This is a genomic window from Streptomyces pseudovenezuelae, assembly GCF_001513955.1.
Taxonomy (GTDB): Bacteria; Actinomycetota; Actinomycetes; order Streptomycetales; family Streptomycetaceae; genus Streptomyces; species Streptomyces pseudovenezuelae.
The window spans coordinates 1,509,651-1,532,321 of sequence record NZ_KQ948144.1 but is presented as its reverse complement, the minus strand read 5'-3'; the positions used below and the strand labels follow the sequence as shown (position 1 = coordinate 1,532,321).

Genomic DNA, 22,671 nt, shown 5'->3' with positions numbered 1-22,671 from the left:
GAGCCGGGGTTTTCGGAGGCCGCGTCAGTTCATGGCGGCGTCAGTTCATGGTCGCGCCGATCGTGGTGCTGCCCGTCGTCAGGAACGTGGTGGCGGGCAGGGTGCCGCTGGAGCTGCGGGCGTTGTACGTCGTCGACGCGTCCGTCGACCTGAAGGCGGGGGTGCTGATCCCGCTGTCCCAGTTGTTGCCGGACGAGGTCACCTTGGAGCCCTTGCTGACCGAGCCCCCGCCGTTGCTCACCGCGAGGTTCTTGCCGAGCTTCGCGGAGCTGGTGGCGAAGTAGTAGCCCCACTTGCTGTTGGCGTAGGCGGTGGTGCGGTTGATGACGATGGCGCCGGTGTTGGAGTTCTCGGTGAATCCGTTGCCCGCGTTGCCCCAGGCGGCGGAGTTGTTGATGGCGTGCGCGACGACCTCGCCGTCGCCGCCCAGCTTGTAGCCGTTGCCGTCGCCCGCGAAGGCGGAGTCGGACCAGCGGTTGACGCCGTTGCCCATGGACCAGGTGTGCTCGACGGTGACGGGCGAGGAGAAGGACCAGAAGTCGATCCCGTCGTCCGAGTTGTTGTAGAGGCGGGCCCCGGTGATGAGGTTGCCGGTGCCGGAGCCGAACTTCACGGCGATGCCGTCGGCGTTCTCCCCGTGGTTCGCGGCGTCGTAGTTGCCGTAACTGTCGATGTTCTTGACGGTGTTGTTGACCGTCCCGTCGCCGGTGAGCGTGAAGCCGGAGTCGCCGCCGTTGACGGTCTTGATGTTGTTCCAGACCGTCCCGGTGCAGGACTGGCAGACCACCGCGCTGTCCGGGGAGTTCTGGAAGGTGATGTTGGAGACGTTCCAGTAGTCGGCGGTCAGCTTGAAGATCCAGTCGCCGTCGGGCAGCGACGAGCCGTCGATCTTCACGGTCTCCGAGCCGTACGCGGTGAGCGTGATCGGCGCGGAGGAGCTGCCGTTGGCCGTGGACTGGAGGGTGGCCGTCGGGTAGTAGGTGCCGCCCCGGACCTGGATCACCGTGCCGGCGGTGGCGTTCTTGATGGCGTTGGACAGGTCGGTCGAATTGCTGACGACGACCGTCGCGGCCTGGGCCTGGGTGGGGAGGACGGCGAGGCCCGAGCCGAGGGCGAGGGCTGCCGTGGCGATGAGAGCGGTACGACGAGACATGGAGTGCGGGTCCTTTCGTCGTGCTTTTCGGGGAGGGGGTGGTCACAGGACGGCGTCGAGCCAGCCGAAGACCTCGTCCTGCATGCGGTCGACGAAGACATGGCCCAGGTCGGGCCAGGTCTTCAGGTGCAACCGCTCCTCGGCGTGGCGGGAGTGCCAGACGGCGCGCAGCTTGTCGTGGGCGACCTGTACGCCGTCGGCGGGGAACAGCGGGTCGAGCCCGCCGTCGAAGAAGAGCATCGGCCTGGGGGCGGCGATGCTCGCCACGTCGGGGAAGTCGAGGAACCGGGGCAGCCCCGGGTGGATCATGTAGTAACTGGACTGTCCGCGCAGGGTGTTGTTGCCGGGCACCATCATTTCCTTGAGGCCGGTCATCCAGCAGACCGCGGCCGTGGCCCGGACGGCGTCGGTCAGCGCGGCGGTCTGCCAGGCGCGGTAGGCACCCATGGAGAAGCCGACGGCCGCGACCCGGCGGGCGTCCACCCGGTCCAGGCCGGCGAGGAACTCGGCGGCACGGGCGTCCTCACGGGCCATGAGCCCGGCCAGCGAGGAGCCGAGGTGGTAGAAGTTGGAGGCCAGGGCCTGCTGTTGGTCGTAGGCGATCGGGCCGCGGTCGCCCCAGCCGAGGGCGTCCGCGCACAGGACGACATAGCCGCGCCGGGCCAGTTCGTCGCCGACGAACCGGCCGCTGAAGTACCTGTCGGCCCAGGACCGCGCGGAGGCGAGCCGGGTGTCGTCGTACCAGGGCCGGACGAGCTTCTCCTTGCCGATGTCGAACCTCGCCCCGTGGTCGTGGAGCAGCAGCACCGCGGGGAACGGCCCGGGACCGTGCGGGGTGAGCAGCGCGGCGCGGACGCGTTCGTGGTGGGTGAGGGAGAGGGTGACCAGCTCCCGCGTGTAACCGTCGCCCTGGGCGGCCTGTCCGTGCTCGGGGGCGTACGGCGTCCGGTCCTCGCGGTCGACGAGAAGGTGCTCCTCGACCTTGGCGCGAGCCTGCCGACGCCATCCGCGGAAGTCGCGGACCGGTGAAGTCCCCCAGGCCAGCGGGAAGTTCAGCTCGGACTTGAGGGCCGGGTGGAAGTCGGGCAGCGGGCCGTCCACCACCCCGGCATCGGCGGGGCTCACCGCTCCCCCGGCCAGCACGGCCGCACCGGCGCCCACCACGAAAGCCCGTCGTCCCAGCGGGTCACCGGCACTCATAGGGCCTCCAGTCCCCGAGATAGGTACGCGGGGTGTGCGCGGCGGCCTCGGCGGTGGTCAGCTGGGGCCGGTTGTCGGGGACGGAGATCACCGCGCCGGGGCCGGAGTTGGCGTACTCGCGAAAACGCATGGTCTGCCAGGGGTAGGCGTCGCGCATGTTGGTGTAGGGCGCGACCGGATCGACGCCGGGGCCGATCCAGGAGTTCCGCACCACGAGCGACGGCCAGGCGGTCGTCTCGTACGACGGCACCCAGGGGCGCGCCAGCTTGTACGCCCCGTTCTCTGCGCCGGAGGTGATGCGGGAGCGGACGGCGAGGATGCCGTGCGGGTTGGCGCGGGCCGTGGACGGGGCGAAGACCATGCCCTTGGGGGTGAAGCCGACGTCCCGCTGGAGGGTGTGGAAGTGGCACTCCTCGAAGACGGCGGTGGCCCGGCCGAAGACGAAGTCCACGTCGCCCTCGATGTAGCAGCGCCGGAAGTACTGCCGGTCGAAGGCGGTGAGCGCGGTCGTCTCGACGAAGAGGGTGTCCTGGTGGGCGAGGAGGCGGACGTTCTCGAAGCGGGTGCGGTCGCCGAATGTGCAGGCGGCGACCGCCTGGGTGCCGGTGATGTCGGGGTGGTCGGCGCGCAGCCAGTCGTTGGCGAGGGTGAGGTCGCGGACGGTGAGGCCGGGGGCCGCGGAGGTGAAGGTGGCGGAGCCGGCGGTGCCGTAGGTGCCTGAACCGTCGGACTTCTGGGTGCCGTTGGCGTTGTCGTACACGATGACGGCCGCGCGGGCGTCGCGGACGGCACCACGCACGGTCAGCTCGGCTGCGGCAGCGGGGATGCTGACGACCTCGCGATAGGTGCCCGGGTGCACGACGATCGTCCAGCCGGGGCCGGTGACCGCGTCCACGGCGGCCTGGACGGACTCGCCGGGGCGGACGTGGAGGACACGGCGGCCGCCGGTGGCGAAGGCGGGGGTCGCTCCCGCCACGGCGAGTCCGAAGCCGGCCGCGAGAAGGGTGCGCCTGCGCATCAGCACGACACCTTCCAGGGTCGCCAGTCGCCGAGATAGGCCTCTCGCGTCGCCGACTCGGCCTGCTCGGAGGTGAGTTGGGGCCGGTTCTCGGGAACCGTGATCCGGGCGCCGGGCCCGGTGTCGCGGTACTCGGCGAAGCGCTGGTTCTGCCAGGGGAAGGCGTCCGACATGTTGGTGTAGGGCGCGACGGCGTCGATCCCGGGGCCCAGCCAGGTGTCCCGCACCACGAGCGAGGGCCGGGCGGTGGTGTCGGAGCTGGGCACCCATGGGCGGGCCAGCTTGTAGAAGCCGTCGGGGGCTTCGCTGCTGACGCGGCTCCTGGTGACGAGGTAGCCGCGCGGGTTGGCCCCCGCCGTGGAGGGCGCGAAGACGAAGCCGTACGGCGCCCCCGCCAGGTCGGTCCGGTTCAGGGTGCGGAAGTGGCAGTGCTCGTGGACGGCCGTGGCCCGCCCGAAGACGAAGTCGACGTCGCCCTCGGCGTAGCAGTGCGAGAAGTACTGGCGGGCGAAGGAGGTGAGGGCGATCGAGTCGGCGTAGAGGGTGTCCTGGTGGCCCAGGAAGCGGCAGTGGTGGAAGGCGGAGCGGTCGCCCTGGACCTTGAGGGCGACGGCCTGGGTGCCGGTGATGTCGGGGTGGTCGGCGCGCAGCCAGTCGTTGGCGAAGGTGATCCAGCGGGCGGTGAAGCCGTCGGCCTGGACCGTGGTGGTGGCGGAGCCGGTGGTGCCGTAGGTGCCGCCGCCGGGCTTGGGGGTGCCGGCCGCGTTGTCGTAGACGATCACGACGTCCCGGGGGTCCTCGGAGGCGCCGATCCAGGTCGCCTCGGTGCGGGTGACGTCGACGGCGACGGTCTCCCGGTAGGTGCCGGGGGCGAGGACCAGGGTCCAGCCGCTGCCGGTGGCCGCGGTGACCGCGTCCTTCACGGTGGTGTGGTCGCCCCGGCCCCGCGCGTCGACGTAGAGGGTCTGCGGGGTGAGCCGGGCGGCCGGTGATCCGAAGCGGCCGAAGGGGTGCCGGGCGCCGGCGTGCGCGGGGGCGGGTGCGAGGGCGAGCGCGGCCGCCGCTCCGGTGCTCGCGAGCAGGAATCCCCTTCTGGACAGGGAGAGTCGGGTGTCGTGCGAGGACATGCGGGTGCTCCTTGGACATGCGGCTCAGGGGTGGGGTGCCTCGCGTGGGGGGTGAGGTGGGTGGCCGGGGCGGCCGCTGGATTCCGCCCCGGCCGGTCAGGGGGCGGGGTCAGCAGATGCGGCCCGCGCCCGCACCGCGGTCGACGATCCCCGGCACCTTCTTGGCCGGGTCGACCTTCGTGCGCAGGGTCGGCGTCCAGCCCGCGCCGGACTCCAGGGTCTCGGCGGGGATCTCGGCGTTGTGGACGGCGATCAGGTCGGTGGGCTTGCCGTTGACGTAGTTGTCGTCGGCGGTGAGCGGGGAGACGTTCCACCGCTTGAGCACCTTGGCCGCGCTGATCCCCTCCGGCAGCGTGAACGCGTTGTGCTCGGCGACGAGCTGGGACTCCTTGCCGATGCCGAAGCTGTAGGAGTAGTCGGCGTTCGCCACGAAGTGGTTGTTGTAGGAGTCGACCTGTCCGAAGCGCACGCGGGGCGCGCGCTCGACGAGGTTCGAGAACAGGTTGTGGTGGAAGGTGACCTTGAGCTTGCCCCGGTCCCCCGCCGCCGTGGACTCGCTGTCGCTGTTGCCGATCAGGATCGTCTTGTCGTGCTCGGTGAAGACGTTCCAGGAGGCGGTGACGTGGTTCGCGCCCTTGACGATGTCCAGCTCGCCGTCGTGCTGCTGGTAGAGCATGCCGAAGTAGGTGGGCGCCGCGCTGTCGGGGTGGCTGCCGTCGGTGAAGGTGTTGTGGTCCAGCCAGACATGGGTGGAGCCGTAGACGACGGCGGTGTCGTACTCGGAGTTCCAGTTGCCCTTGTCGCCGTCGGTGGGGTCCCACTGCGGGAAGCAGTCGATGGGGCTCTCGAAGGTGAGGTTGCGGACGATGACGTTGTCGACGGCCTTGATCTGGAGGCTCGCGCCCTTGAACCCGGCGTTCTTGCCGACACCGATGATCGTGGTGTTGGCCGGGACGTTCGCCTTGATGGTCTGGTCCTGGTGGGCGGCGGAGGCGCGGCGCAGGCCCTCGGGGCTGTCGTCGGGCTCGGCGCTCAGGTCGGTGTCCAGGCCCCAGGCCTCGGGCGAGTACTTCGCCAGATAGGCGTCGAAGTCGTAGCCGGGCGCGGCGAGGGAGTCACAGCCCTCGGAGACCGCGTCGATGGTCCCCTTCACCTTGATGATCTTCGGGGCGCTGCCACCGGCGGCGAGGGCCGCCTTGAAGCCGGCCCAGTCGGTGACGGTGTACACGTGGGCGGCGTCGGCGGCGGCGCCTCCGGTGGTGCCGGTGCCCTCGGAGGCCCAGCCGTCCCCGGCGGCGAGGGTCTCGCGGGCCGTGTCGTGTCCCTTGGCCTGGGCGGTGGTGCCGGTGACCGCGAGGACCAGGGCGGCGCAGCCCGCCACCGCCATCACCTTTGTTATGACATGCCCATGACATAGCTGTGCGTTCATTGTGCGGCTCTCTTTCGACTGCGAGGAAGGGATGGTCAGACGGCGGCCGGCGACGGCCAGGTGATCCAGGACTCCGGGATCTCGGCGTCGAGCCGGCGCACGTCCCGGGGCGCCAGCACGCGGTGCTTCAGCAGCTCACCGGCGACCAGACGCGCCACCGCGATGGCACCGGGCGGGTTGAAGTGCGTGTTGTCCTGCTCGGTGTCGGTCCAGTTGAAGTACTTCTTGGTCTCCTCGACGCCCAGCCGCTGCCACAGCGCCAGGGACAGCGCCTGGATGTCGAGCAGCGCCACGCCCTCCTCCCCGGCGAGCGCCCGCATCGCGGCCGGGTACTCCCCGTGGGTCGGCACGGCGTTGCCGTTCGCGTCGAACTTCCGCCGCTCGACGGGGGTGGCGAGGACCGGCCGGGCACCCTTCGCGCGGGCGCCGTCGAGGTACCGGCGCAGATAGTCCTGGTACGTCGTCCAGGGCTCGGTGTAGCGGGTCGGATCGGCGCTCTTCTCGTCGTTGTGCGCGAACTGGACGAGCAGGAGGTCACCGGGCCTGATCAGCCCGAGAATCGCGTCGAGCCGCCCTTCGTCGACGAAGGACTTCGAACTCCGCCCGTTGACCGCGTGGTTGGCGACAGCCAGGTCCTTGCACAGGAAGAAGGGGAGCGCCATGCCCCACCCCGTCTCGGGCGCGGCGTCGGAGTATTTCTGGGCGGCGGTGGAATCACCGGCGATGTAGAGGGTGCGAGCCCTCCGGGGAGAGGCTTGAGCGGTGCCGGCCGCGCCGAGAGCGAGCGGCACGGTGGCAAGCGCCGCGACGGTGACTTGTCTGCGCGTGAGTGTCATATCAGGTGCACCTTTCTGACCTGTGAGGGGCGCGGGGAACTGCGCGACCAGCCACGACGAACCCGCAGCTCCCCACGACCGCATTCACCCGGGCTCTTAGCCGTTCTGTTCCTTCCACTCGGCCTGAGCCTTGTTCAGCTGCTCGGCCATGGTGTCCAGGAAGTCCTTGGCGCTCATGTCGCCCAGCAGCACCTTCTGGAAGTTGGGCTCGTTGTCCGCCTTGGAGATGGTGTTCCAGTCGGGCAGGTAGTACGGCAGCTGGACGATGGTGGTGGAACCGTCGGTCAGCGCGGCGGCGGCCAGCTTCGTGGGCTCGGCCTGCGAGATCCAGGCGTCCTTGGCGGCGTCGTTGTTCGACGGCACCTGCCCGGCGGACTTGTTGAACTTCGAGTTCTCCGCCGCGGAGGTCGCGAACTCGATGAACTTCCAGGCCGCGTCCTTGTTCTTCGAGCTCTTGAACACCCCGAGCCCGTCGACGGGGTTGGACACCTGCACCCGCTTGCCGGTGGCGCCGATCGGCTGCGGAATGCCCCGGAACTTGTCGGCTCCGAGCGCCTTCAGGTGGTCCTGGTACGACCCCAGGTTGTGGTTCAGCATCCCGATGGTGCCGGAGTCCCACTGGGCGACCATCTTGGTGAAGTCGTTGTTGAGGTCGGCCGCCGGGGTGTCCTTCTTGTACAGCGCCACGTACTTCTCCAGCGCCGCCACGTTCTTCGGGTCGTTGAGGGTGGTCTTGTCGCCGTTCCAGAAGGAGGTGATCCCGCTCTGCCCGTACGCCGCGTCCAGGGCCTGGGCGATGGACCCGGCACCGCCGCGGATGGTGTAACCGAACTCGTTCTTCTTGGCGTCGGTGAGCTTGTCCGCGGCCGCGTAGAACTTGTCCCAGGTCGTCGGCTCGTCGAGGCCGGCCTTCTTGAACAGGTCGGTCCGGTAGTAGAGCACTCCGTTGTTGGCGGAGGTCGGGATCGAGTACAGGGTTCCGTCCCCGCCCCCGGCCGCCTTCAGCGACTCGACCATGTTCTCGTTGAGCTTGCCGCTCAGGGAGGACTTGGCGAGCCGGTCGTCCAGCGGCTCCAGCGCGTTCTGGGCGGAGAACCCGGCGAGCATGGCCGCCCCGACACCGCCGACGTCCGGCAGGCCGCCGCCCTGGATGGCGGTGTCGACCTTGGACTGGTACTCGGTGGACGCGATGCCGACGTACTCGACCTTGATGTCCGGGTTCGCCTTCTGGAAGTCGGCGATGACCTCCTTCCAGATGTCGGTGCGCACACCGCCGTTGTTGTCCCAGAAGACGATCTTGCCCTTGCCGCTGCCCGCGTCGCCCTTGTCGCCGCCGGCTCCGCTGCCGTCGTCACCGCAGGCGGTGGCGGTCAGCGCCAGGACGGACCCGAGGGCGACTGCTATGGCAGCGCGCCTGCTTCTGCGGATACTGATCTTCATTGATCGGCTCTCTTCTTCTTCTGATTCCAGCGGAGAAATGAAGTCGTGGGGGGAAGTCAGTGGCGGCTGTGGGGTGCCCAGCCGTCGGTGCCCTTGAGGTAGTTCGCGACGGTGTACGTCTTCGCGGCGGCGGCGTCGAGCTGCGGCCGGTCGGCGCTCGGGGCGGCTCCCGGCCCGGAGTTGCGGAACTCGGTGAACCGCGCGTCCTTCCAGGAGAAGCCGCTCATGTCGGTCCACGGCGAGCTCTTCACGGCGGCCGGCAGTACGGTGTCGCGGATCAGCACCTGCGCCACGGCGGCGGGTTCACCGCCCGGGTGCCACGGCCGCCCCAGGTGGAACGTCTGGTCCGGGGCGTCGCTCACGACCTTCGACCGGGTGATCAGGAACCCGTACGGGTTGCCCGTCCAGGTCGAGGCGGCCGTGATGTAGCCGTTGTTGGAGTCCGAGCCGCGGCTCAGCGCCCGGATCACGGACCGGTCGATCACCGTGGTCGCCCGGCCGTAGATGAAGTCGACATCGCCCTCGATGTACGCGTCGCGGAGGTAGACCCGGCTGATCACGTCCAGCTTGGGGCTGTCCGTCATCAGGGTGTCCTGGTTGCCCAGGAAGGCGGTGTCCTCGAAGACGATCCGGTCACCGGTCGTCTTCATCGCGAGGGCCTGTTCGCCCTTCAGCTCGACCGCGGCCTCGTCGAAGTCGTTGCTGAAGGTGAGGTGGCGGGCGGTGACGTCGTTCGCGGCGATCCGGACCGTCGCGCTGCCCGTCGAACCGCCGTACTCGGCGGGGGTGTCGTAGACGATGACGGTGTCGGACCGGCGCTGTCCAGTCCCCTGGAGCACGATGTTCGGCTTGGTCGCCGGGATGTACACCTTGGCCCGGTAGGTACCCGGCGCGACGGCGATCGTCACCGGCACGGCGTTCTGGTCGGGTACGGCGTCCACGGCGGCCTGCACGCTCGGGTAGTCGCCGGGGACGTGCAGGGTCACCCCGATGCGCTGCTGCGGTCCGGAGAACCTCGGCACCAGTGAGGGCACGGCGGCGGCCGGGTCCAGCCGGTAGGCGTAGAAGGAGCGCGGGTCGAATGCCGTGCCCCACGCGTCCGTTCGTCCGGTGGTGTTCTTCAGGATCGACCCGCGCTGCACCAACTCGGCGGTGGCGTCGGCCTGGTAGGGGTGCTGGACCCCGTCGTAGTAGCTGTTCTCGATGACCATCTTCGTCCGGCCGCGCGACCAGTTCCCGTACGTCCACACCGGGTCCCCGTCGGCGACCTGTGCCGAGAGGTAGTTGTTGTAGAGGTGGGCGTAGGCGCAGTTGTCGGCGGACGGGTTGCGCTGCTTGGTCCCGGTGAACCAGTTGTGGTCGATGGTGATCTGGGTCAGCACGTTGGTCGTCCAGCCGATCCCGAACGCCTTGTTGTGGCTGCGGAACTGGTTGTACGAGACGGTGACGTACTGGCTGTCCTTGCGGATGTCGAGCAGCCCGTCGCCCATGTGCTCGAAGCGGTTGTGGTCGATCCAGACGTGGTCGGCGGTGTCCATCTGGATCGCGTCGAAGTCGGTCGTCTTGCCGTCCCAGTCGCCCTCGACGTACGAGTCCCGGATGGTCAGGTTGCGGATGATCACGTTGTGCGTGCCGGGGTTGAGATGCAGCTCGCCGTGGACGATCTCGCCGGTGTCGCCGACGCCGATGATCGTCTTGTTCGAGGCCACCACGATGTCCGAGCCGAAGGGCTCGACGGCTATCGCGCCCGAGATCCGGATGACGTACGGCTCCTCGGCCGCCGCGTAGGCGGCCAGGGCGGCCTGGTCGGTGACGGTGACGACCTTGCCGCCGGCCCCGCCGGTGGTGCCGCCGGCGAGGGAGGCGAAGCCGTGGGCCCGGTCGCTCCAGCGGTCGGCCGGGGCGCTCCGGGAGTCGGCCGGGGCCTTCTCGACGGCCCTGGCCTGCCCGATCGCCCCGAGGCTCAGCGCGGCCAGCAGGCCGAGCACAGCGGCCAGGACCATGCCGTGCCCCGGTCTCTGCAAGCGCTTGCTACGAAGGTGCTGCGTCATTGCGGCTCCCAACTGGCGTACGGGTCAGGTGCGTTACAGGTGGTCGATCCTGAAGTGCGAGAAGGTTGCCGCGCCGGCGTGTCCTCCTCCGAGGGGCGCGAGGGCGAACAGTCCGAGCAGGGCTCCGACCCAGCGCCAGGGGGTGGCGGCGAAGACGGGTCCGGAGGGCTGCGGGCCGTCGCCGAGGTCGTGGAAGAACCGGCAGCGCGCGCCCGCGCCGATCTCGATCCGCAGCCGGACCCGCCCTTCGGGGGCGAGCCGCGGATGCTCGGCGTCCCGCTCCTGCTCGGCGACCCCCTCGGCGAACCGGTGCACGAGATGAACGCTTCCGTCGGCGCCCCGCTGGAGCCCGATCCAGCTGAACGCGTCCCCGAGGACGGCGAGTCCGGCCCGCGCTCCCGGTTCCTCGCTGTGCAGTCGCAGGTCCACCTCGACCGCCGAGGGCGTGCCGGGCAGCCGCTGAGTGAGGACGTTCGGCAGTCTGCGCAGGTCGTGCGCGTCGGCCGAGCGGACACAGGTGAGCCGCAGTCCGTCCCCGGAATGGTGGGTGGCCCAGCCGGGCTGGGGGTTCGCGGTCCACTGCCACTGGCGGCCGAAGCGTCCGCCGGGGAAGTCGTCGTCGGTGGCGGGCGCGGCCTCCGACTGCGGTGGCAGATCGGGCCTGTCGTGTACGGCGACGGGGGCGCCCTCGTCGCCGAGCACCGGCCAGCCGTCCTCTCCCCAGCGCATCGGCTGGAGGTGGACGACCCTGCCGTAGGGGCCCTTCTGCTGGAAGTGCAGGAACCAGTCCTGGCCGGACGAGGTGCGCACCCAGCCGCCCTGGTGCGGGCCGTTGACGTCGGTGTCCTTCTGCTCCAGGACGACCTTCTCCTCGTACGGGCCGAAGAACCCGCGCGAGCGGAAGGCGCCCTGCCAGCCGGTCTCGACTCCCCCGGCGGGGGCGAGGATCCAGAACCAGCCGTCGTGCTTGTACAGCTTGGGGCCTTCGAGGGTGAACCAGCCGGGGATCCGGTCGCCGTCGACGATCACCTTGCCCTCGTCAAGGAGTTCGCGCCCGTCCAGGTCCATCCGGTGGCCGGTGAGGCGGTTCTTGACGCCGGAGCGGGACCTGGCCCAGGCGTGCACCAGGTAGGCCTCGCCGCTGTCCTCGTCCCACAGGGGGCACGGGTCGATCAGGCCCTTGCCGGACTTCAGGAGGTGCGGGCGGCTCCAAGGGCCCCTGATCTCGGGGGCGTTGATCTGGAAGATGCCCTGGTCGGGGTCGCCCCAGAAGATCCAGAACCGTTCGTCGTGGTACCGGAGAGAGGGTGCCCAGACCCCGCAGTCGTGCCGGGGCCTGGTGAACTCCCCCGCCGGTTCCAGGCGTTCGAGGGCGTGCCCGATCAGGGTCCAGTTGACGAGGTCGCGGGAGTGCAGCAGCGGCAGGCCGGGGACCCGGCCGAAGCTGGAGGCGGTGAGGTAGAAGTCGTCGCCGACACGGACGACATCGGGGTCGGACCAGTCGGCGTTCAGGACGGGGTTCGTGTACCTCACTGGCTGACCGCCTTCCGTACCAGGGCCGCCACGTCGAGCCGGGGCAGGCGTCCGTCGGCGACGACGGTGACGATCCGCCGTACGACGGTCTCGCCGGGCGGGATCGGCAGCCTGGTGTCGAGGGCGAGCGAGGAGCCCACTCCCGGGTACTCGTCGGCGCGCACGAACCACGGATCACGGCGGGTGCGTTCGGTGGCACCGGCGAAGACGAGGGTCCAGGTGGTGCCGGAGAGGGCGACCCAGTCGGCGCGGGTGCCGTGGACCGCGGCCTCGCCCTCGTGGTCGGCGGTGAAGACGTCCGGCGCCTGCTGTTCCTTGCGGGCCCGCCAGAAGAAGCCGCCGTAGGCCGCGCCCGGGCGGCCGTTGGTGGCCGGGCTGCCGATCGACAGGGGGTCCCGGGTGACGTTGGTGAGGGAGAAGGTGAAGTCCAACGCCCAGGCGGAGGCGGTCAGTTCGGTGGCCGCGACGGTACGGCGCTCGCGCAGCAGCTCGGCTCCCGAGGCGACCCAGCGCAGCTCCTCCACGAAGCCGTCCGGGTCGCGGAGCTGGAAGGAGTGGTGGCGTTGGGCGCCGTGGTTGTCGAGCTCGGTCGGGCCCTGGTCGCGGACGTAGGTGCGCCCGCCCCAGAAGTTGTGCCCCTCCACGTCGGGAACGGCGACACCGACGCCGAGGTGGTGGATGTGGTCGGCGGGGCCGAGTTCGGTGACCGCCGTTCCGGCCAGGGTGGTGACGGGGTGCAGATAGGGGCGCGGGGAGAGCCGGGCGGGCAGCTCGGGCCGGGTGACGTAGCGGCCGACCGGGCGGCCCGCGACACGCAGGACGGGGGAATCGGGGGTCGTCATGTACTCACCTCGTTCGCGACGTGTGGCCGGGCCCAGTCGGCGCCCAGCTCGGAGTAGAGGGCGAGGTTGTCGGCGGCGGCCGCGACGAGTCCGTCGATGCCGGGGACGACCCGTCGCTCCTCGTCGGGCAGCAGGTGCCAGGCCGTGGCCGGGAGCGGGGTCGGGTCAGGGGCCAGCCGGATCGCCTCGACGACCTTCATGAAGGCGCCCGTCACCTCGGGGACGACCAGGAGGCCGTCGCCGTCGGTGACGTGGTCCACCAGGTTCTCCAACAGGTCGGTGCGGCCGTACTCGTACTCCTCGGGGCCGTGGCCGGCCCGCTGGAGCAGCACGCGGTCCTGCTTGTACCAGTAGGTGATACGGCCGTGGCTGCCGTGCACGACGACGTACGGCTCGTCGGGGTCCTCGGCGCACAGCGTCGCGGCGACGACGACCGGGATGCCGTTCGCGGTGGTGAGGCGGACGCAGGAGGTGTCGTCGGACTCGATGTCGTTGGCGCGCAGCAGCTCGGTCTCGATCCGGGTGACGTCCTCGGCGCGGGTGCTGCCGTTCAGGGCGAGCGCGGTGGCGACGGCGTGCGCGAGAGGGTTGGTCAGCACGCCGTCGATCACGTCGACGCCGTTCATCCGCCGCTTGCCCGCCCAGGGCGCACGCCGGTAGTACGCCTCGGCACGCGCCCAGGCACCGGCCCCGCCGATCCCGGTCACCGCGCCGACCGCCCCCTCCTCGACCAGCTCACGGATCGCGGGCACGGCGTGCGAGCCCAGCGACTGGAAGCCGATCTGGCAGGCGACCTGGGCCGCGGCGACCCCGTCGGCCATCCGGCGGAACTCGGCGTACGACGGCGCCGGGGGCTTCTCCAGCAGGATGTGCACACCTCGGCGAGCGGCTTCGAGCGCCAGGTCCGTGTGGGTCGGGATCGGGGTGCAGATCACCGCGATCCGGGCGCCCGTGGAGTCGAGGAGCGTGCCGAAGTCGGCGGACTGCTCGGGCGTGCCCAGGCCTTCGGGGATCTCGTCGCCGGTCAGCGGGGTCAGCTCGCAGATCCCCGCCAGTCGTACGATCCCCTTGTCCTGCAGCCGACGGATGTTCTCCAGGTGCCAGCGGCCGTGGCCGCGCGCGCCCGCCAGGACGATGTCTACGGTGCCCGTGGTGTCTTCGGTGTTCATGGCATCCTCCCTGCGCCCGCGCCGCGCGCCACCTGTCGGTCGGCCGCCTCGGCGCTGTCGATCTTTGTGTGCAGGGTAGGCGTCCAGCCGACGTCCGCCGTGAGGTCACGCTCGCTGCCGGAGTTGTAGGCGTTGTGGATGGCCAGCAGGTCCACCGGATAGCCGTTGAAGAGGGTGCCGCTCTGGTGCAGCGCGCTGCCGTTCCAGCTCTTGACCAGGTCGGCGACCTCGACCTGGCCGGGGGTGTGGAAGGCGTTGTTCTCGGCGAAGATCGCGGACTCGGAGGAGACGCCGAGGGAGTAGCGGTAGTCGTCGCCGCCCGGTACGACGTACCGGTTGTTGTAGACGTGCACCTGTCCGAACCGGACCCTCGGCGCCCGCTGGACGACGGACTCGAACTCGTTGTGGTGCAGGGTGACCCGGAGCCTGCCGCGGTCGCCGGTGGCCGAGTCGCTGTTGCCGATGAGCATCGCCTTGTCGTGATCGGCGAACCGGCTCCACGAGACGGTGACCAGGTCGGAGCCGTTGGTGATGTCCAGCAGGCCGTCGTGGCGCAGGTAGTTGCGGGCGAACCAGGTGGGCTCCTGCGCGTCCGGGTGGCCCTTGTCGCTGAGGGTCACGTGGTCGACCCACACGTGGGTGGCGCCGGTCAGCCAGATGGTGTCGTAGGCCGTCTTCCAGTCGCCGAGGCCGCCGGTGTTGGGCTGCCAGACGGGGAAGCAGTCGTAGGCGTCCCGGATGTCGAGGTTGCGGATGATGACGTTGCCGGCGTTCCTGACCTGGAGGCTGCCGCCCTTGAGGACCGCCTTGCCGAGCCCGACGATGGTGGTGTTGGACCCGACGAGCAGCTCGACCCGCTCGGCCTGCTTCCTCGCGGACGCCTGCCGGGCCTCTTCCTGCGGGCCGCTGGGCTTGGCGGAGCCCCAGGTGCGGGGGTCGTAGGCGGCGAGGTACTTCGTCAACCGGTAGCCGTCGGTGGCGTAGTCGGCGCAGTCCAGGTGGTCACCGTCGTCGTCGGTGTTGGCGTCGACGGCCCCGGCGATCCTGATGATCTTCGGCGTGTCGCTGCCGCCGTCGAGGGCCCGGACCAGTCCGGCCCGGTCGGTGACGGTGTACACGTGGTCCGCGTCGGCGGCGGAGCCTCCGGTGGTGCCCTCACCCTCGGCGGCCCAGCCGTCGTTCACGGGCAGGGTGTCCCGGCCGATGTCCCGCGCCCCGGCGTGGGCGGGGAGACAGAAGAGCCCCACCATGCCTGCGGCCAGCACGATATGACGGAGTCTCATAGCGCCACCTCCGCAACGGAGTTGGCGGCCGCCGCCCGCTTCCGAGCACCCGCGTCCCGGGCGTGGCGCGGAGTCGCCCCCGTCGCCCCGGACACCCGGGCGTCGCCCAACCCCAGCAGGACACGGCCGACGGCACGCCCCTCAGCCCTGACGACGACCCCCACGAGGCCCACGACCACACCGCCCATGGCGATCCGACGGAGTCTCACCTCACCCTCACCTCCTGAACGGCCACGGCGGCCGGGACTCGCCCAGGGCGGCTCGGGCCCCAGCCGAGGTCTGCTGCCGAGGCCCACGGACCTACGACCGAACCCACCGGGACCTCGACCGCACGGTGGCCGACCGCACGGACACAACCGTCCGCCGGGACGTCCGTCCCCAGGTGGCCGACCGCGTGGTCACCACCGGAGGCCGCCCACAGGCCGTCGGACGCAGTCCGCCCAGCGAGAACCGGGCCCCGGCCAGCCGGCACGGCACTCCGGCCCCGGCCGCCCGGCGCCACATCCCGGCCGGAGCCGGCTGCCGACACCCACGGACCTGCGACCCCATGGCAGCCGACCCCACGGACACCACCCGAGGCCAACAGACCGCCGGACGCAGCCCGCCCAGGCAGAACCGGGCCCCGACCAGCCGGCACGGCACTCCAGCCCCGGCCGGCCGGCGCCACATCCCGGCCGGAGCCGGCTGCCGACACCCACGGACCTGCGACCCCACGGCAGCCGACCCCACGGACACCACCCGAGGCCACACACAGGCCATCAGACGCAGCCCGCCCAGGCAGAACCCGGCCCCGACCAGCCGGCACGACACTCCACCCCCGGCCGGCCGACGCCACACCCCGGCCGGAGCCGGCTGCCGACACCCACGAACCTGCGACCCCACGGGTACCACCGGAGGTCACCCGAAGGGCGTCGGCCGGTGCCGTTTCCCGGGGTTCCTGTCTGCTCCATGTGCCCCGCGGGCCGGGTGCCCCGGCGAGGGGCCGGACGGTGCTGGTCCACCCGGGCGCGGCACTCGCCGACGCCGGCTCGGAGGAGGCCCCGGCCTTCCGGTGGGCCGTGTGGTCATGGCCGTCAGCGGCCGGTCTCGGGGAGTCCGGCGCGTTCGTGCGGCTGATCCGACGGAGTCTCATCCCTTCACCGCCCCCGCGCTGAAGCCCGTGATCAGCCACTTCTGGATGAAGGCGAACACGATCACCACGGGTACCGCCGCGATGATGCCGCCGGCGGCCAGTGCGCCGAGGTCGACGCTGTCGGCGCTCATCAGGGTGTTGAGACCGACCGGGATCGTCTGCTTGTCCTGGTTGTTGAGGAACATCAGGGCGAACAGGAAGTGGTTCCAGGAGTGCACGAAGGCGAAGGAGCCGACGGCGATCAAGCCGGGGCGGAGAAGGGGCAGGACGACGATCCTGAAGGCCGTCATCCGGTTGCAGCCGTCGACCCAGGCCGCCTCCTCCAGGGAGTACGGCACGTTCTTGATGAAGTTACTGATCAGGATCATCGACAGCGGCAGCTGGAAGACCGTCTCGGCGATGATGACGCTGCCCAGCGAGTTGATCATGTTCAGCTCGGCGAAGATCTCGAACAGCGGGACCAGCAGCAGCGCGCCCGGTACGAACTGGGAGCAGAGCAGGGCCAGCATGAACGCGTTCTTGACCTTGAAGTCGAAGCGCGCCAGGGCGTAGCCGCCGGCCAGGGCGACCAGCGTCGTCATCACCAGGGTGGCGAGGCCGACGTAGACGCTGTTCTCGAAGTAGGTGCCGAAGGCCCGCTGCGTCCACACCTTCTCGAAGTGGTCGAAGGTGATCGGCCAGGGCACGAGCGAGGTCGAGCCGGCCGGGCGCAGCGCGAAGAGGAGGATCCAGTAGAAGGGGATGAGGGTGAAGACGAGGTAGATCGACAGCGGCAGGTATATGTGCCAGCGCGGGACCTCGTCCCAGGCACGGCGGCGCTTCACCGACCGGGGCGGTTCGGGGGTCTCGTGCACGGGCGCGGGCGCGAGCTCCGTGGCCTCCTTGGTGATCACTTGGAACCGCCTCCGAACTTGCTCAGCCGCAGATAGACCATCGAGCAGAAGAGCAGGATCACGAACGCGACCGTGGTCAGGGCGGACGCGTAGCCGAAGTTGTGGGCGTCGACGCTGGTGTTGGCGATGTAGAGCGGGAGGGTGGTCGTCTCCCCCGCGGGTCCGCCGCCGGTCAGGGTGTACAGCAGGTCGACGTTGTTGAACTCCCACACCGCGCGCAGCAGCGTGGACAGGATGATCGCGTCCTTGAGGTGGGGCAGCGTGATGTGCCAGAACTGCTTGATCGTGCTGGCCCCGTCGACCTCGGCGGCCTCGTACAGGTCCTTCGAGACGGACTGGAGGTCGGCGAGGATGAGGATCGCGAAGAAGGGGACACCGCGCCACAGGTCCGCCACGACCGCCGCCGAGAAGACGGTGGAGGTGTCCGACAGCCAGCTGGTGCCGTAGGAGCCGATGCCCATGTCGGCGAGGTAACGGGTCACGCCCGTCTGGGAGTTGTAGAGCAGCACCCAGATCGCGGAGGTCAGCACGCCGGAGACCGCCCACGGGGAGAAGACGAGCGCGCGGCCCACCGCCCGGCCCACGAAGGTCTGGTTGACGATCAGCGCGAGCGCCAGGCCGAACAGCAGCTGGAGCCCGACCTCGACGAAGACCCACTTGGCGCTGAAGGTCAGCGTGTCCCAGAACTGCGGGTCCTCGGTGAAGATATGGACGAAGTTGTCGAAGCCCGCGTAGCCGTTCCGCCACGGCTTGGTGGGGTTGTAGTTCTGGAGGCTGTAATAGAAGACGCTGATCACCGGGTAGGCGATGAAGCCCAGCATCAGCAGGGCCGCCGGCGCGATCAGCAGGTACGGCAGCCTGCGCGGGGTGGCGGAGGCACGGCGCCGCCGGGGTGGCGCGGGCGGTTTCGCCACGGCTGCGGCTTGGGCCATGACAGGGGCTCCGTTCTCGGTACGGCTTGCGTTCGTGGTGCAGTAAGCGCTTTCTCGCTGTGCATGGGTGCCACTTGCTGTTGCTTGGGGGTGCGGCGTGCGTGGTGGCTGGGCGCGCGGTTGCCCGCGCCCCTGGGGAAGACTCGTCAACCGGCGTAGGGGTCTGGGACCTTGCCTTGCCTGGCCAGGAACTCGAAGTCGCAGCCGGTGTCCGCCTGCGTGATCTGGTCGTTGTAGAGGGCGCCGTAGCCCCGCTCGTAACGGGCGGGCGAGGGCGTCCAGTCCTTGCGGCGGGACTCCAACTCCTCTTCGTCCACGTTGAGTTGCAGGAGGCGTGCCTCGACGTCGAGGGTGATGCTGTCCCCCGTGCGCACGAGGGCGAGCGGGCCGCCGACATACGACTCGGGCGCCACGTGCAGCGCGCACGCGCCGTAACTCGTCCCGCTCATGCGGGCGTCGGAGATCCGGACCATGTCCCGCACGCCCTGCTTGAGCAGGTGGTCCGGGATCGGCAGCATCCCGTACTCGGGCATGCCCGGGCCGCCCTTGGGCCCGGCGTTGCGCAGCACCAGCACACTGTCGGCGGTGATCTCCAGGGCGGGGTCGTTGATGGTGCGTTGCATGGTCCGGTAGTCGTCGAAGACGACCGCGGGCCCGGTGTGCTTGAGCAGGTGCGGCTCGGCGGAGATGTGCTTGATGACGGCGCCGTCCGGACAGAGGTTGCCGCGCAGGACGGCGACCCCGCCCTCGCTCGCGACCGGGTTGTCCCGGGTGCGGATGACGTCGTCGTCGTGCACGACGGCCCCCTCGATCTGCTCGCCCAGGGTGCCGTTGACGGTCGGCCGGTCCAGGTGGAGCAGATCGGTGATCCGGGAGAGGAAGGCGGGCAGGCCGCCGGCGAAGTGGAAGTCCTCCATGAGGTACGTCTGTCCGCCGGGCCGTACGTTCGCCAGCACCGGAACCGTGCGGGCGATGCGGTCGAAGTCGTCCAGGGTGAGCTTCACGCCCGCCCGGCCGGCCATCGCGATCAGGTGGATGACCGCGTTGGTGGAGCCGCCGAGTCCGAGCACCGTGGTGACGGCGTCCTCGAAGGCCTCGCGGGTGAGGATTGCGGACGGCCTGAGGCCGGTCCAGGCGAGCTCCACCGCACGGCGCCCGGAGGCCGCGGCCATCCGCTCGTGCGCGGAGTCGACGGCCGGGATCGAGGAGGCACCCGGCAGGGTCATGCCAAGGGTTTCCGCGGCCGCGGTCATGGTCGACGCGGTCCCCATGGTCATGCAGTGACCGGGGGAGCGCGCCAGCCCGCCCTGCAGTTCCCGCAGTTCACAGTCCGTCAGGTTGCCGGCGCGGTGCTCGTCCCAGTACTTCCACATATCGGTGCCGGACCCGAGGGTCTCGCCCCGCCAGTGCCCCGGCAGCATCGGACCCGCGGGCACGAAGATCGAGGCGACGTCCGCCGAGGTCGCGCCCATGAGCAGCGCCGGCGTCGACTTGTCGCAGCCGCCGAGCAGCACCGCCGCGTCGATGGGATACGACCGCAGCAGCTCCTCCGTCTCCATCGCGAGCAGGTTGCGGTAGAGCATGGGGGTGGGCTTCTGGTAGGTCTCCGAGAGCGTGGCGACCGGGAACTCCAGCGGGAAGCCGCCGGCCTGCCACACCCCGCGCTTGACCGCCTCGGCGCGCTCGCGCAGATGGACGTGACAGGGGTTGATGTCGGACCAGGTGTTGAGGACGGCGATGACCGGGCGGCCCTGGTACTCCTCGGCCTCGTAACCGAGCTGGCGCATCCGGGCGTTGTGCGACCAGGTGCGCAACTGGCCCTCGCTGCCGTACCACTGGTGGCTTCTGAGCTCTTCGGGGCGCTTCCGGTCGGTCATATGGACCACCCCGCGGCTATCGCGGCGACCTCGGCGCGCCCGGCCTCGGGCAGCTCGCGGCTGGGCGGGCGCACCGCGCGGCGGCACAGGCCGAGGGAGGCGAGGGCCTCCTTGACGACGGTGACGTTGTCCGCTGAGCCGTTGGCCGCGCGGAGTTCCTCGAAGCGGCGGATCTGCTCCCAGACCTTCATGGCGGCCGGGTAGTCACCGGATCGCAGCGCTTCGATCATGTTCAGCGAGACGGCGGGGGCGACGTTCACGAGCCCGGAGGTGAAGCCGGTGGCGCCCGCCGAGAAGTAGGAGGGCGCGTAGGGCTCGGCGAGCCCGGCGACCCACACGAAGCGTTCCAGTCCCGCGTCCCGGGCGAAGGCGGCGAACCTGGCCGCGTCCGGGACGGCGTACTTCACGCCGATCACGTTCGGGCAGGCGTCGGCGAGTTCGGCCAGGCGGTCGCCGGTGAGCTGGGCGTTGCGGATGTACGGGACGACGCCGAGTTCCGGGACCGCCGAGGCGATCGCGCGGTGGTAGTCGATCCAGCCGCCCTGCGAGACGTAGGGGTGGACGGGCTGGTGGACCATGACCATCCCCGCACCGAGCTCCCGGGCGTGCCGGGCGGAGGCGACGGCGGTGGGGACGTCGTGGCCGACGCCGACGAGGACGTCGGCCCGGTCCCCGGCCTCCTCGACGGTCAACTCCGTGACCAGGCGGCGCTCTTCGGGGCTGAGGGCGTAGAACTCGCCGGTGTTCCCGTTGGGGGTGAGGGTGGTGATTCCTCCGTCGAGCAGCCGGCGCAGCAGGGCCCGGTGGGTGTCCCGGTCGACGGTGCCGTCCTCGGCGAACGGCGTCACCGGGATCGCCACCACGTCGGCCAGGGCCGCCCGCTGGGGCTCGAAGGTCTCGCTGCTCATTCCTGGCCCTCCTGGTCCAGCACTCCGGGGAACGCTCGTTCCACGAAGGACGCGATGTGGGCGTGCAGGGCGCGGGCCGCGCCGTCCGCGTCGCCGTCCAGGGCGAGGCGCAGGATCTCCCGGTGCTCGCCGGCCTCCCGGTCCCAGGAGGGCGAGGCCGCCCAGGCGACCGCGGAGACCAGGGCGGCCTGGTCGCGGACCTCGTCGAGCATCCGGCCGAGCAGCGGATTGCCGCAGGGCAGGTAGAGGGCGCGGTGGAACTCCCGGTTGGCGAGGGAGCGTTCGGCGGTGTCGGTGGCGTCGTCGGCCTTGGTCAGGGCGTCGCGCGCGGCGTCGAGGGAGGCTCCCCGCCGTACGGCCCGCTTGAGTGCCTCGGGTTCGAGGAGCAGCCGGACGTCGTAGACCTCGCGCGCCATGTCCGCGTCCACCATGCGCACCGTGACGCCCTTGTACTGGCTCATCACGACGAGCCCGGTCCCGGCCAGGGTCTTGAGCGCCTCGCGCACCGGGGTCTTGGACACCCCGAACTGTGCGGCGAGTTCGGTCTCGACCAGGGCCTGACCAGGCGTCAGGCGCCCGGTGAGGATGCGGCGTTTGATCTCCTCCAGCACGTACTGCGTGCGGGAGGGGATCGGCGTGGGCACAGAGGTCATGCGCGCCTCTCGGATCTCGCGTATCGGATCTTGTGTATCTGATCTCGCGTATCGCGTCTCATATATGACGTACGAAGTACGACGCGTTGAAGGTAAGAGGACGGTGTTGTTTCGTCAATGCTTCCGGCAGACGAAGCCGAAGTTTCTCTGCGGGCGCGTCACACGAGCCGGGTGGCTCCCTCGAAGGCCGTGCTCGTGCGCCCGGCGAAGGCCACGGCCGCACGCGCGGTGGCCGCCTCCCTGGTGAGCGAGGGTCCGACATGCGTGACGACCAGTTCCCGCGCCCCGGCCTTGCGAGCGATGTCACCGGCGTCCTCGGGGGTCAGGTGGACCTGTTCGCCTTCGTGATGCCGATCGATGCCGAAGCCGAAGATTCTGCGCAGGCGCGTCACACGAGCCGGGTGGCTCCCTCGAAGGCCGTGCTCGTGCGCCCGGCGAAGGCCACGGCCGCGCGCGTGGTGGCCGCCTCCCTGGTGAGCGAGGGTCCGACATGCGTGACGACCAGTTCCCGCGCCCCGGCCTTGCGAGCGATGTCACCGGCGTCCTCGGGCGTCAGATGGACCTGTTCGCCTTCGTGATGCCGGTCGATGTCCGCCTCGCAGAGGAACACATCGGATTCCGCGGCGAGTTCGACGAGGGCGGCGCAGGGTCCGCTGTCCCCGGAGTACGCGAGGACGCGTCCGGCGCACTCGGCGCGCAGGCCGTACGCCTCGGTGCCGTGCGCGACGGCCCGGGCGGCGAGCCGCAGGTTCCAGTGCCGGACGGCATGGCCTTCGTACAGGGGATGGAAGGCGAGGATGCCGTCGAGGAAGCGCGGGTCGGACTGACCGAAGAACCCGGCGAGCCGGTGCGCGCAGCCGGGTGGCGCGTACACCGGGATCGGGGCGGGCGGGGTGAGTCCCCCGTAGGCGAAGGCATAGACGGCGGAGAGGAGATCGGCAGTGTGGTCGGCGTGCAGGTGGGAGATCCAGATCGCCGTCAGCCGGGAGGGGTCCGTGTGCCGCTGCAACTCCGCGAAGGTGCCGGGCCCGGCGTCCACCCACACCTCGGCGCCCCCGCCGCGCAGCAGATAGCCGGAGCAGGGGCGGCCCGGCGCCGGGTGCGGGGAGGCGGTACCGAGGACGGTGAGGCTGAGGGGCGGCATGGTCGGGAGCGTACGGTCCGGGCCCGCCGCCCGCCGCCCGTTTCCGTGCCT

The 22,671-nt window shown here is 70.5% G+C and carries 19 protein-coding genes and 1 pseudogene; all 20 read right to left on the bottom strand.

What is annotated here, in order from left to right; all coding sequences use genetic code 11:
* Nucleotides 1-40: 40 nt before the first annotated feature.
* A complete protein-coding gene (locus tag AQI94_RS06755) occupies nt 41-1,153 on the bottom strand; it encodes a right-handed parallel beta-helix repeat-containing protein (protein ID WP_031045910.1) in 1,113 nt (370 codons plus the stop codon).
* A gap of 42 nt (nt 1,154-1,195) precedes the next feature.
* The gene (locus AQI94_RS06750; protein WP_031045907.1) at nt 1,196-2,353 is read right to left on the bottom strand and encodes a dienelactone hydrolase family protein; all 1,158 of its coding nucleotides are present in this window, start codon (nt 2,351-2,353) and stop codon (nt 1,196-1,198) included.
* The gene (locus AQI94_RS06745) at nt 2,340-3,371 is read right to left on the bottom strand and encodes a pectinesterase family protein (RefSeq protein WP_031045904.1); all 1,032 of its coding nucleotides are present in this window, start codon (nt 3,369-3,371) and stop codon (nt 2,340-2,342) included. The genes AQI94_RS06750 and AQI94_RS06745 overlap by 14 nt, the downstream gene beginning before the upstream one ends.
* Complete coding sequence (locus tag AQI94_RS06740) at nt 3,371-4,498, bottom strand: pectinesterase family protein (RefSeq protein WP_062229627.1); 1,128 nt, start codon at nt 4,496-4,498, stop codon at nt 3,371-3,373. The genes AQI94_RS06745 and AQI94_RS06740 overlap by 1 nt, the downstream gene beginning before the upstream one ends.
* 109 nt (nt 4,499-4,607) lie before the next feature.
* On the bottom strand, nt 4,608-5,927 hold the full coding sequence (locus AQI94_RS06735) for a pectate lyase family protein (RefSeq protein WP_031044744.1): 1,320 nt from the start codon (nt 5,925-5,927) through the stop codon (nt 4,608-4,610).
* A gap of 35 nt (nt 5,928-5,962) precedes the next feature.
* Nucleotides 5,963-6,763, bottom strand: a complete 801-nt coding sequence (locus AQI94_RS06730) for a rhamnogalacturonan acetylesterase (protein ID WP_031044746.1) — start codon at nt 6,761-6,763, stop codon at nt 5,963-5,965.
* Nucleotides 6,764-6,859: 96 nt separating this feature from the next.
* A complete protein-coding gene (locus AQI94_RS06725) occupies nt 6,860-8,203 on the bottom strand; it encodes an ABC transporter substrate-binding protein (protein WP_031044749.1) in 1,344 nt (447 codons plus the stop codon).
* Between the two features lie 56 nt (nt 8,204-8,259).
* Nucleotides 8,260-10,254 carry a pectinesterase family protein gene (locus AQI94_RS06720; protein ID WP_031044753.1) on the bottom strand — a complete coding sequence of 665 codons (1,995 nt, stop codon included), beginning with the start codon at nt 10,252-10,254 and terminating at the stop codon, nt 8,260-8,262.
* Nucleotides 10,255-10,287: 33 nt separating this feature from the next.
* Nucleotides 10,288-11,787, bottom strand: a complete 1,500-nt coding sequence (locus AQI94_RS06715; protein WP_031044756.1) for a glycoside hydrolase family 43 protein — start codon at nt 11,785-11,787, stop codon at nt 10,288-10,290.
* Nucleotides 11,784-12,629, bottom strand: coding sequence for a DUF6807 domain-containing protein (locus AQI94_RS06710; RefSeq protein WP_031044759.1), 846 nt, complete (start codon nt 12,627-12,629; stop codon nt 11,784-11,786). Before AQI94_RS06710 ends, AQI94_RS06715 begins: the two co-directional genes overlap by 4 nt.
* Complete coding sequence (locus tag AQI94_RS06705) at nt 12,626-13,798, bottom strand: Gfo/Idh/MocA family protein (protein WP_031044762.1); 1,173 nt, start codon at nt 13,796-13,798, stop codon at nt 12,626-12,628. The genes AQI94_RS06710 and AQI94_RS06705 overlap by 4 nt, the downstream gene beginning before the upstream one ends.
* Nucleotides 13,795-15,081, bottom strand: a complete 1,287-nt coding sequence (locus AQI94_RS06700) for a pectate lyase family protein (RefSeq protein WP_031044766.1) — start codon at nt 15,079-15,081, stop codon at nt 13,795-13,797. The genes AQI94_RS06705 and AQI94_RS06700 overlap by 4 nt, the downstream gene beginning before the upstream one ends.
* Entirely contained in the window at nt 15,078-15,290 is a 213-nt protein-coding gene (locus AQI94_RS06695) for a hypothetical protein (RefSeq protein ID WP_158806248.1), read from the bottom strand. Before AQI94_RS06695 ends, AQI94_RS06700 begins: the two co-directional genes overlap by 4 nt.
* Nucleotides 15,291-16,209: 919 nt before the next feature.
* Nucleotides 16,210-17,106 carry a carbohydrate ABC transporter permease gene (locus AQI94_RS06690; protein WP_031044772.1) on the bottom strand — a complete coding sequence of 299 codons (897 nt, stop codon included), beginning with the start codon at nt 17,104-17,106 and terminating at the stop codon, nt 16,210-16,212.
* Nucleotides 17,103-18,038 (bottom strand): carbohydrate ABC transporter permease, encoded by a 936-nt coding sequence (locus AQI94_RS06685; protein ID WP_007381174.1) that lies wholly within the window; start codon nt 18,036-18,038, stop codon nt 17,103-17,105. Before AQI94_RS06685 ends, AQI94_RS06690 begins: the two co-directional genes overlap by 4 nt.
* A gap of 146 nt (nt 18,039-18,184) precedes the next feature.
* Entirely contained in the window at nt 18,185-19,915 is a 1,731-nt protein-coding gene (gene araD / locus AQI94_RS06680; RefSeq protein ID WP_031044775.1) for an L-arabinonate dehydratase, read from the bottom strand.
* Nucleotides 19,912-20,823: a dihydrodipicolinate synthase family protein gene (locus tag AQI94_RS06675; RefSeq protein WP_031044777.1), complete on the bottom strand. Its 912-nt coding sequence runs from the start codon at nt 20,821-20,823 to the stop codon at nt 19,912-19,914. The genes araD and AQI94_RS06675 overlap by 4 nt, the downstream gene beginning before the upstream one ends.
* On the bottom strand, nt 20,820-21,476 hold the full coding sequence (locus tag AQI94_RS06670) for a GntR family transcriptional regulator (RefSeq protein WP_031044780.1): 657 nt from the start codon (nt 21,474-21,476) through the stop codon (nt 20,820-20,822). The genes AQI94_RS06675 and AQI94_RS06670 overlap by 4 nt, the downstream gene beginning before the upstream one ends.
* A 158-nt stretch (nt 21,477-21,634) precedes the next feature.
* Nucleotides 21,635-21,835: pseudogene (locus tag AQI94_RS06665) on the bottom strand (MBL fold metallo-hydrolase); the annotation flags it as partial.
* A gap of 29 nt (nt 21,836-21,864) precedes the next feature.
* Nucleotides 21,865-22,620, bottom strand: coding sequence for an MBL fold metallo-hydrolase (locus AQI94_RS06660; protein WP_062229625.1), 756 nt, complete (start codon nt 22,618-22,620; stop codon nt 21,865-21,867).
* Nucleotides 22,621-22,671: the final 51 nt, after the last annotated feature.

Bases quoted from the DNA above. Each gene is read 5' to 3' on its own strand.
- AQI94_RS06755 (WP_031045910.1), bottom strand. From the start codon at position 1,153: ATGTCTCGTCGTACCGCTCTCATCGCCACGGCAGCCCTCGCCCTCGGC.
- AQI94_RS06750 (WP_031045907.1), bottom strand. From the start codon at position 2,353: ATGAGTGCCGGTGACCCGCTGGGACGACGGGCTTTCGTGGTGGGCGCC.
- AQI94_RS06745 (WP_031045904.1), bottom strand. From the start codon at position 3,371: ATGCGCAGGCGCACCCTTCTCGCGGCCGGCTTCGGACTCGCCGTGGCG.
- AQI94_RS06740 (WP_062229627.1), bottom strand. From the start codon at position 4,498: ATGTCCTCGCACGACACCCGACTCTCCCTGTCCAGAAGGGGATTCCTG.
- AQI94_RS06735 (WP_031044744.1), bottom strand. From the start codon at position 5,927: ATGAACGCACAGCTATGTCATGGGCATGTCATAACAAAGGTGATGGCG.
- AQI94_RS06730 (WP_031044746.1), bottom strand. From the start codon at position 6,763: ATGACACTCACGCGCAGACAAGTCACCGTCGCGGCGCTTGCCACCGTG.
- AQI94_RS06725 (WP_031044749.1), bottom strand. From the start codon at position 8,203: ATGAAGATCAGTATCCGCAGAAGCAGGCGCGCTGCCATAGCAGTCGCC.
- AQI94_RS06720 (WP_031044753.1), bottom strand. From the start codon at position 10,254: ATGACGCAGCACCTTCGTAGCAAGCGCTTGCAGAGACCGGGGCACGGC.
- AQI94_RS06710 (WP_031044759.1), bottom strand. From the start codon at position 12,629: ATGACGACCCCCGATTCCCCCGTCCTGCGTGTCGCGGGCCGCCCGGTC.
- AQI94_RS06705 (WP_031044762.1), bottom strand. From the start codon at position 13,798: ATGAACACCGAAGACACCACGGGCACCGTAGACATCGTCCTGGCGGGC.
- AQI94_RS06700 (WP_031044766.1), bottom strand. From the start codon at position 15,081: ATGAGACTCCGTCATATCGTGCTGGCCGCAGGCATGGTGGGGCTCTTC.
- AQI94_RS06685 (WP_007381174.1), bottom strand. From the start codon at position 18,038: ATGGCCCAAGCCGCAGCCGTGGCGAAACCGCCCGCGCCACCCCGGCGG.
- araD (WP_031044775.1), bottom strand. From the start codon at position 19,915: ATGACCGACCGGAAGCGCCCCGAAGAGCTCAGAAGCCACCAGTGGTAC.
- AQI94_RS06675 (WP_031044777.1), bottom strand. From the start codon at position 20,823: ATGAGCAGCGAGACCTTCGAGCCCCAGCGGGCGGCCCTGGCCGACGTG.
- AQI94_RS06670 (WP_031044780.1), bottom strand. From the start codon at position 21,476: ATGACCTCTGTGCCCACGCCGATCCCCTCCCGCACGCAGTACGTGCTG.
- AQI94_RS06660 (WP_062229625.1), bottom strand. From the start codon at position 22,620: ATGCCGCCCCTCAGCCTCACCGTCCTCGGTACCGCCTCCCCGCACCCG.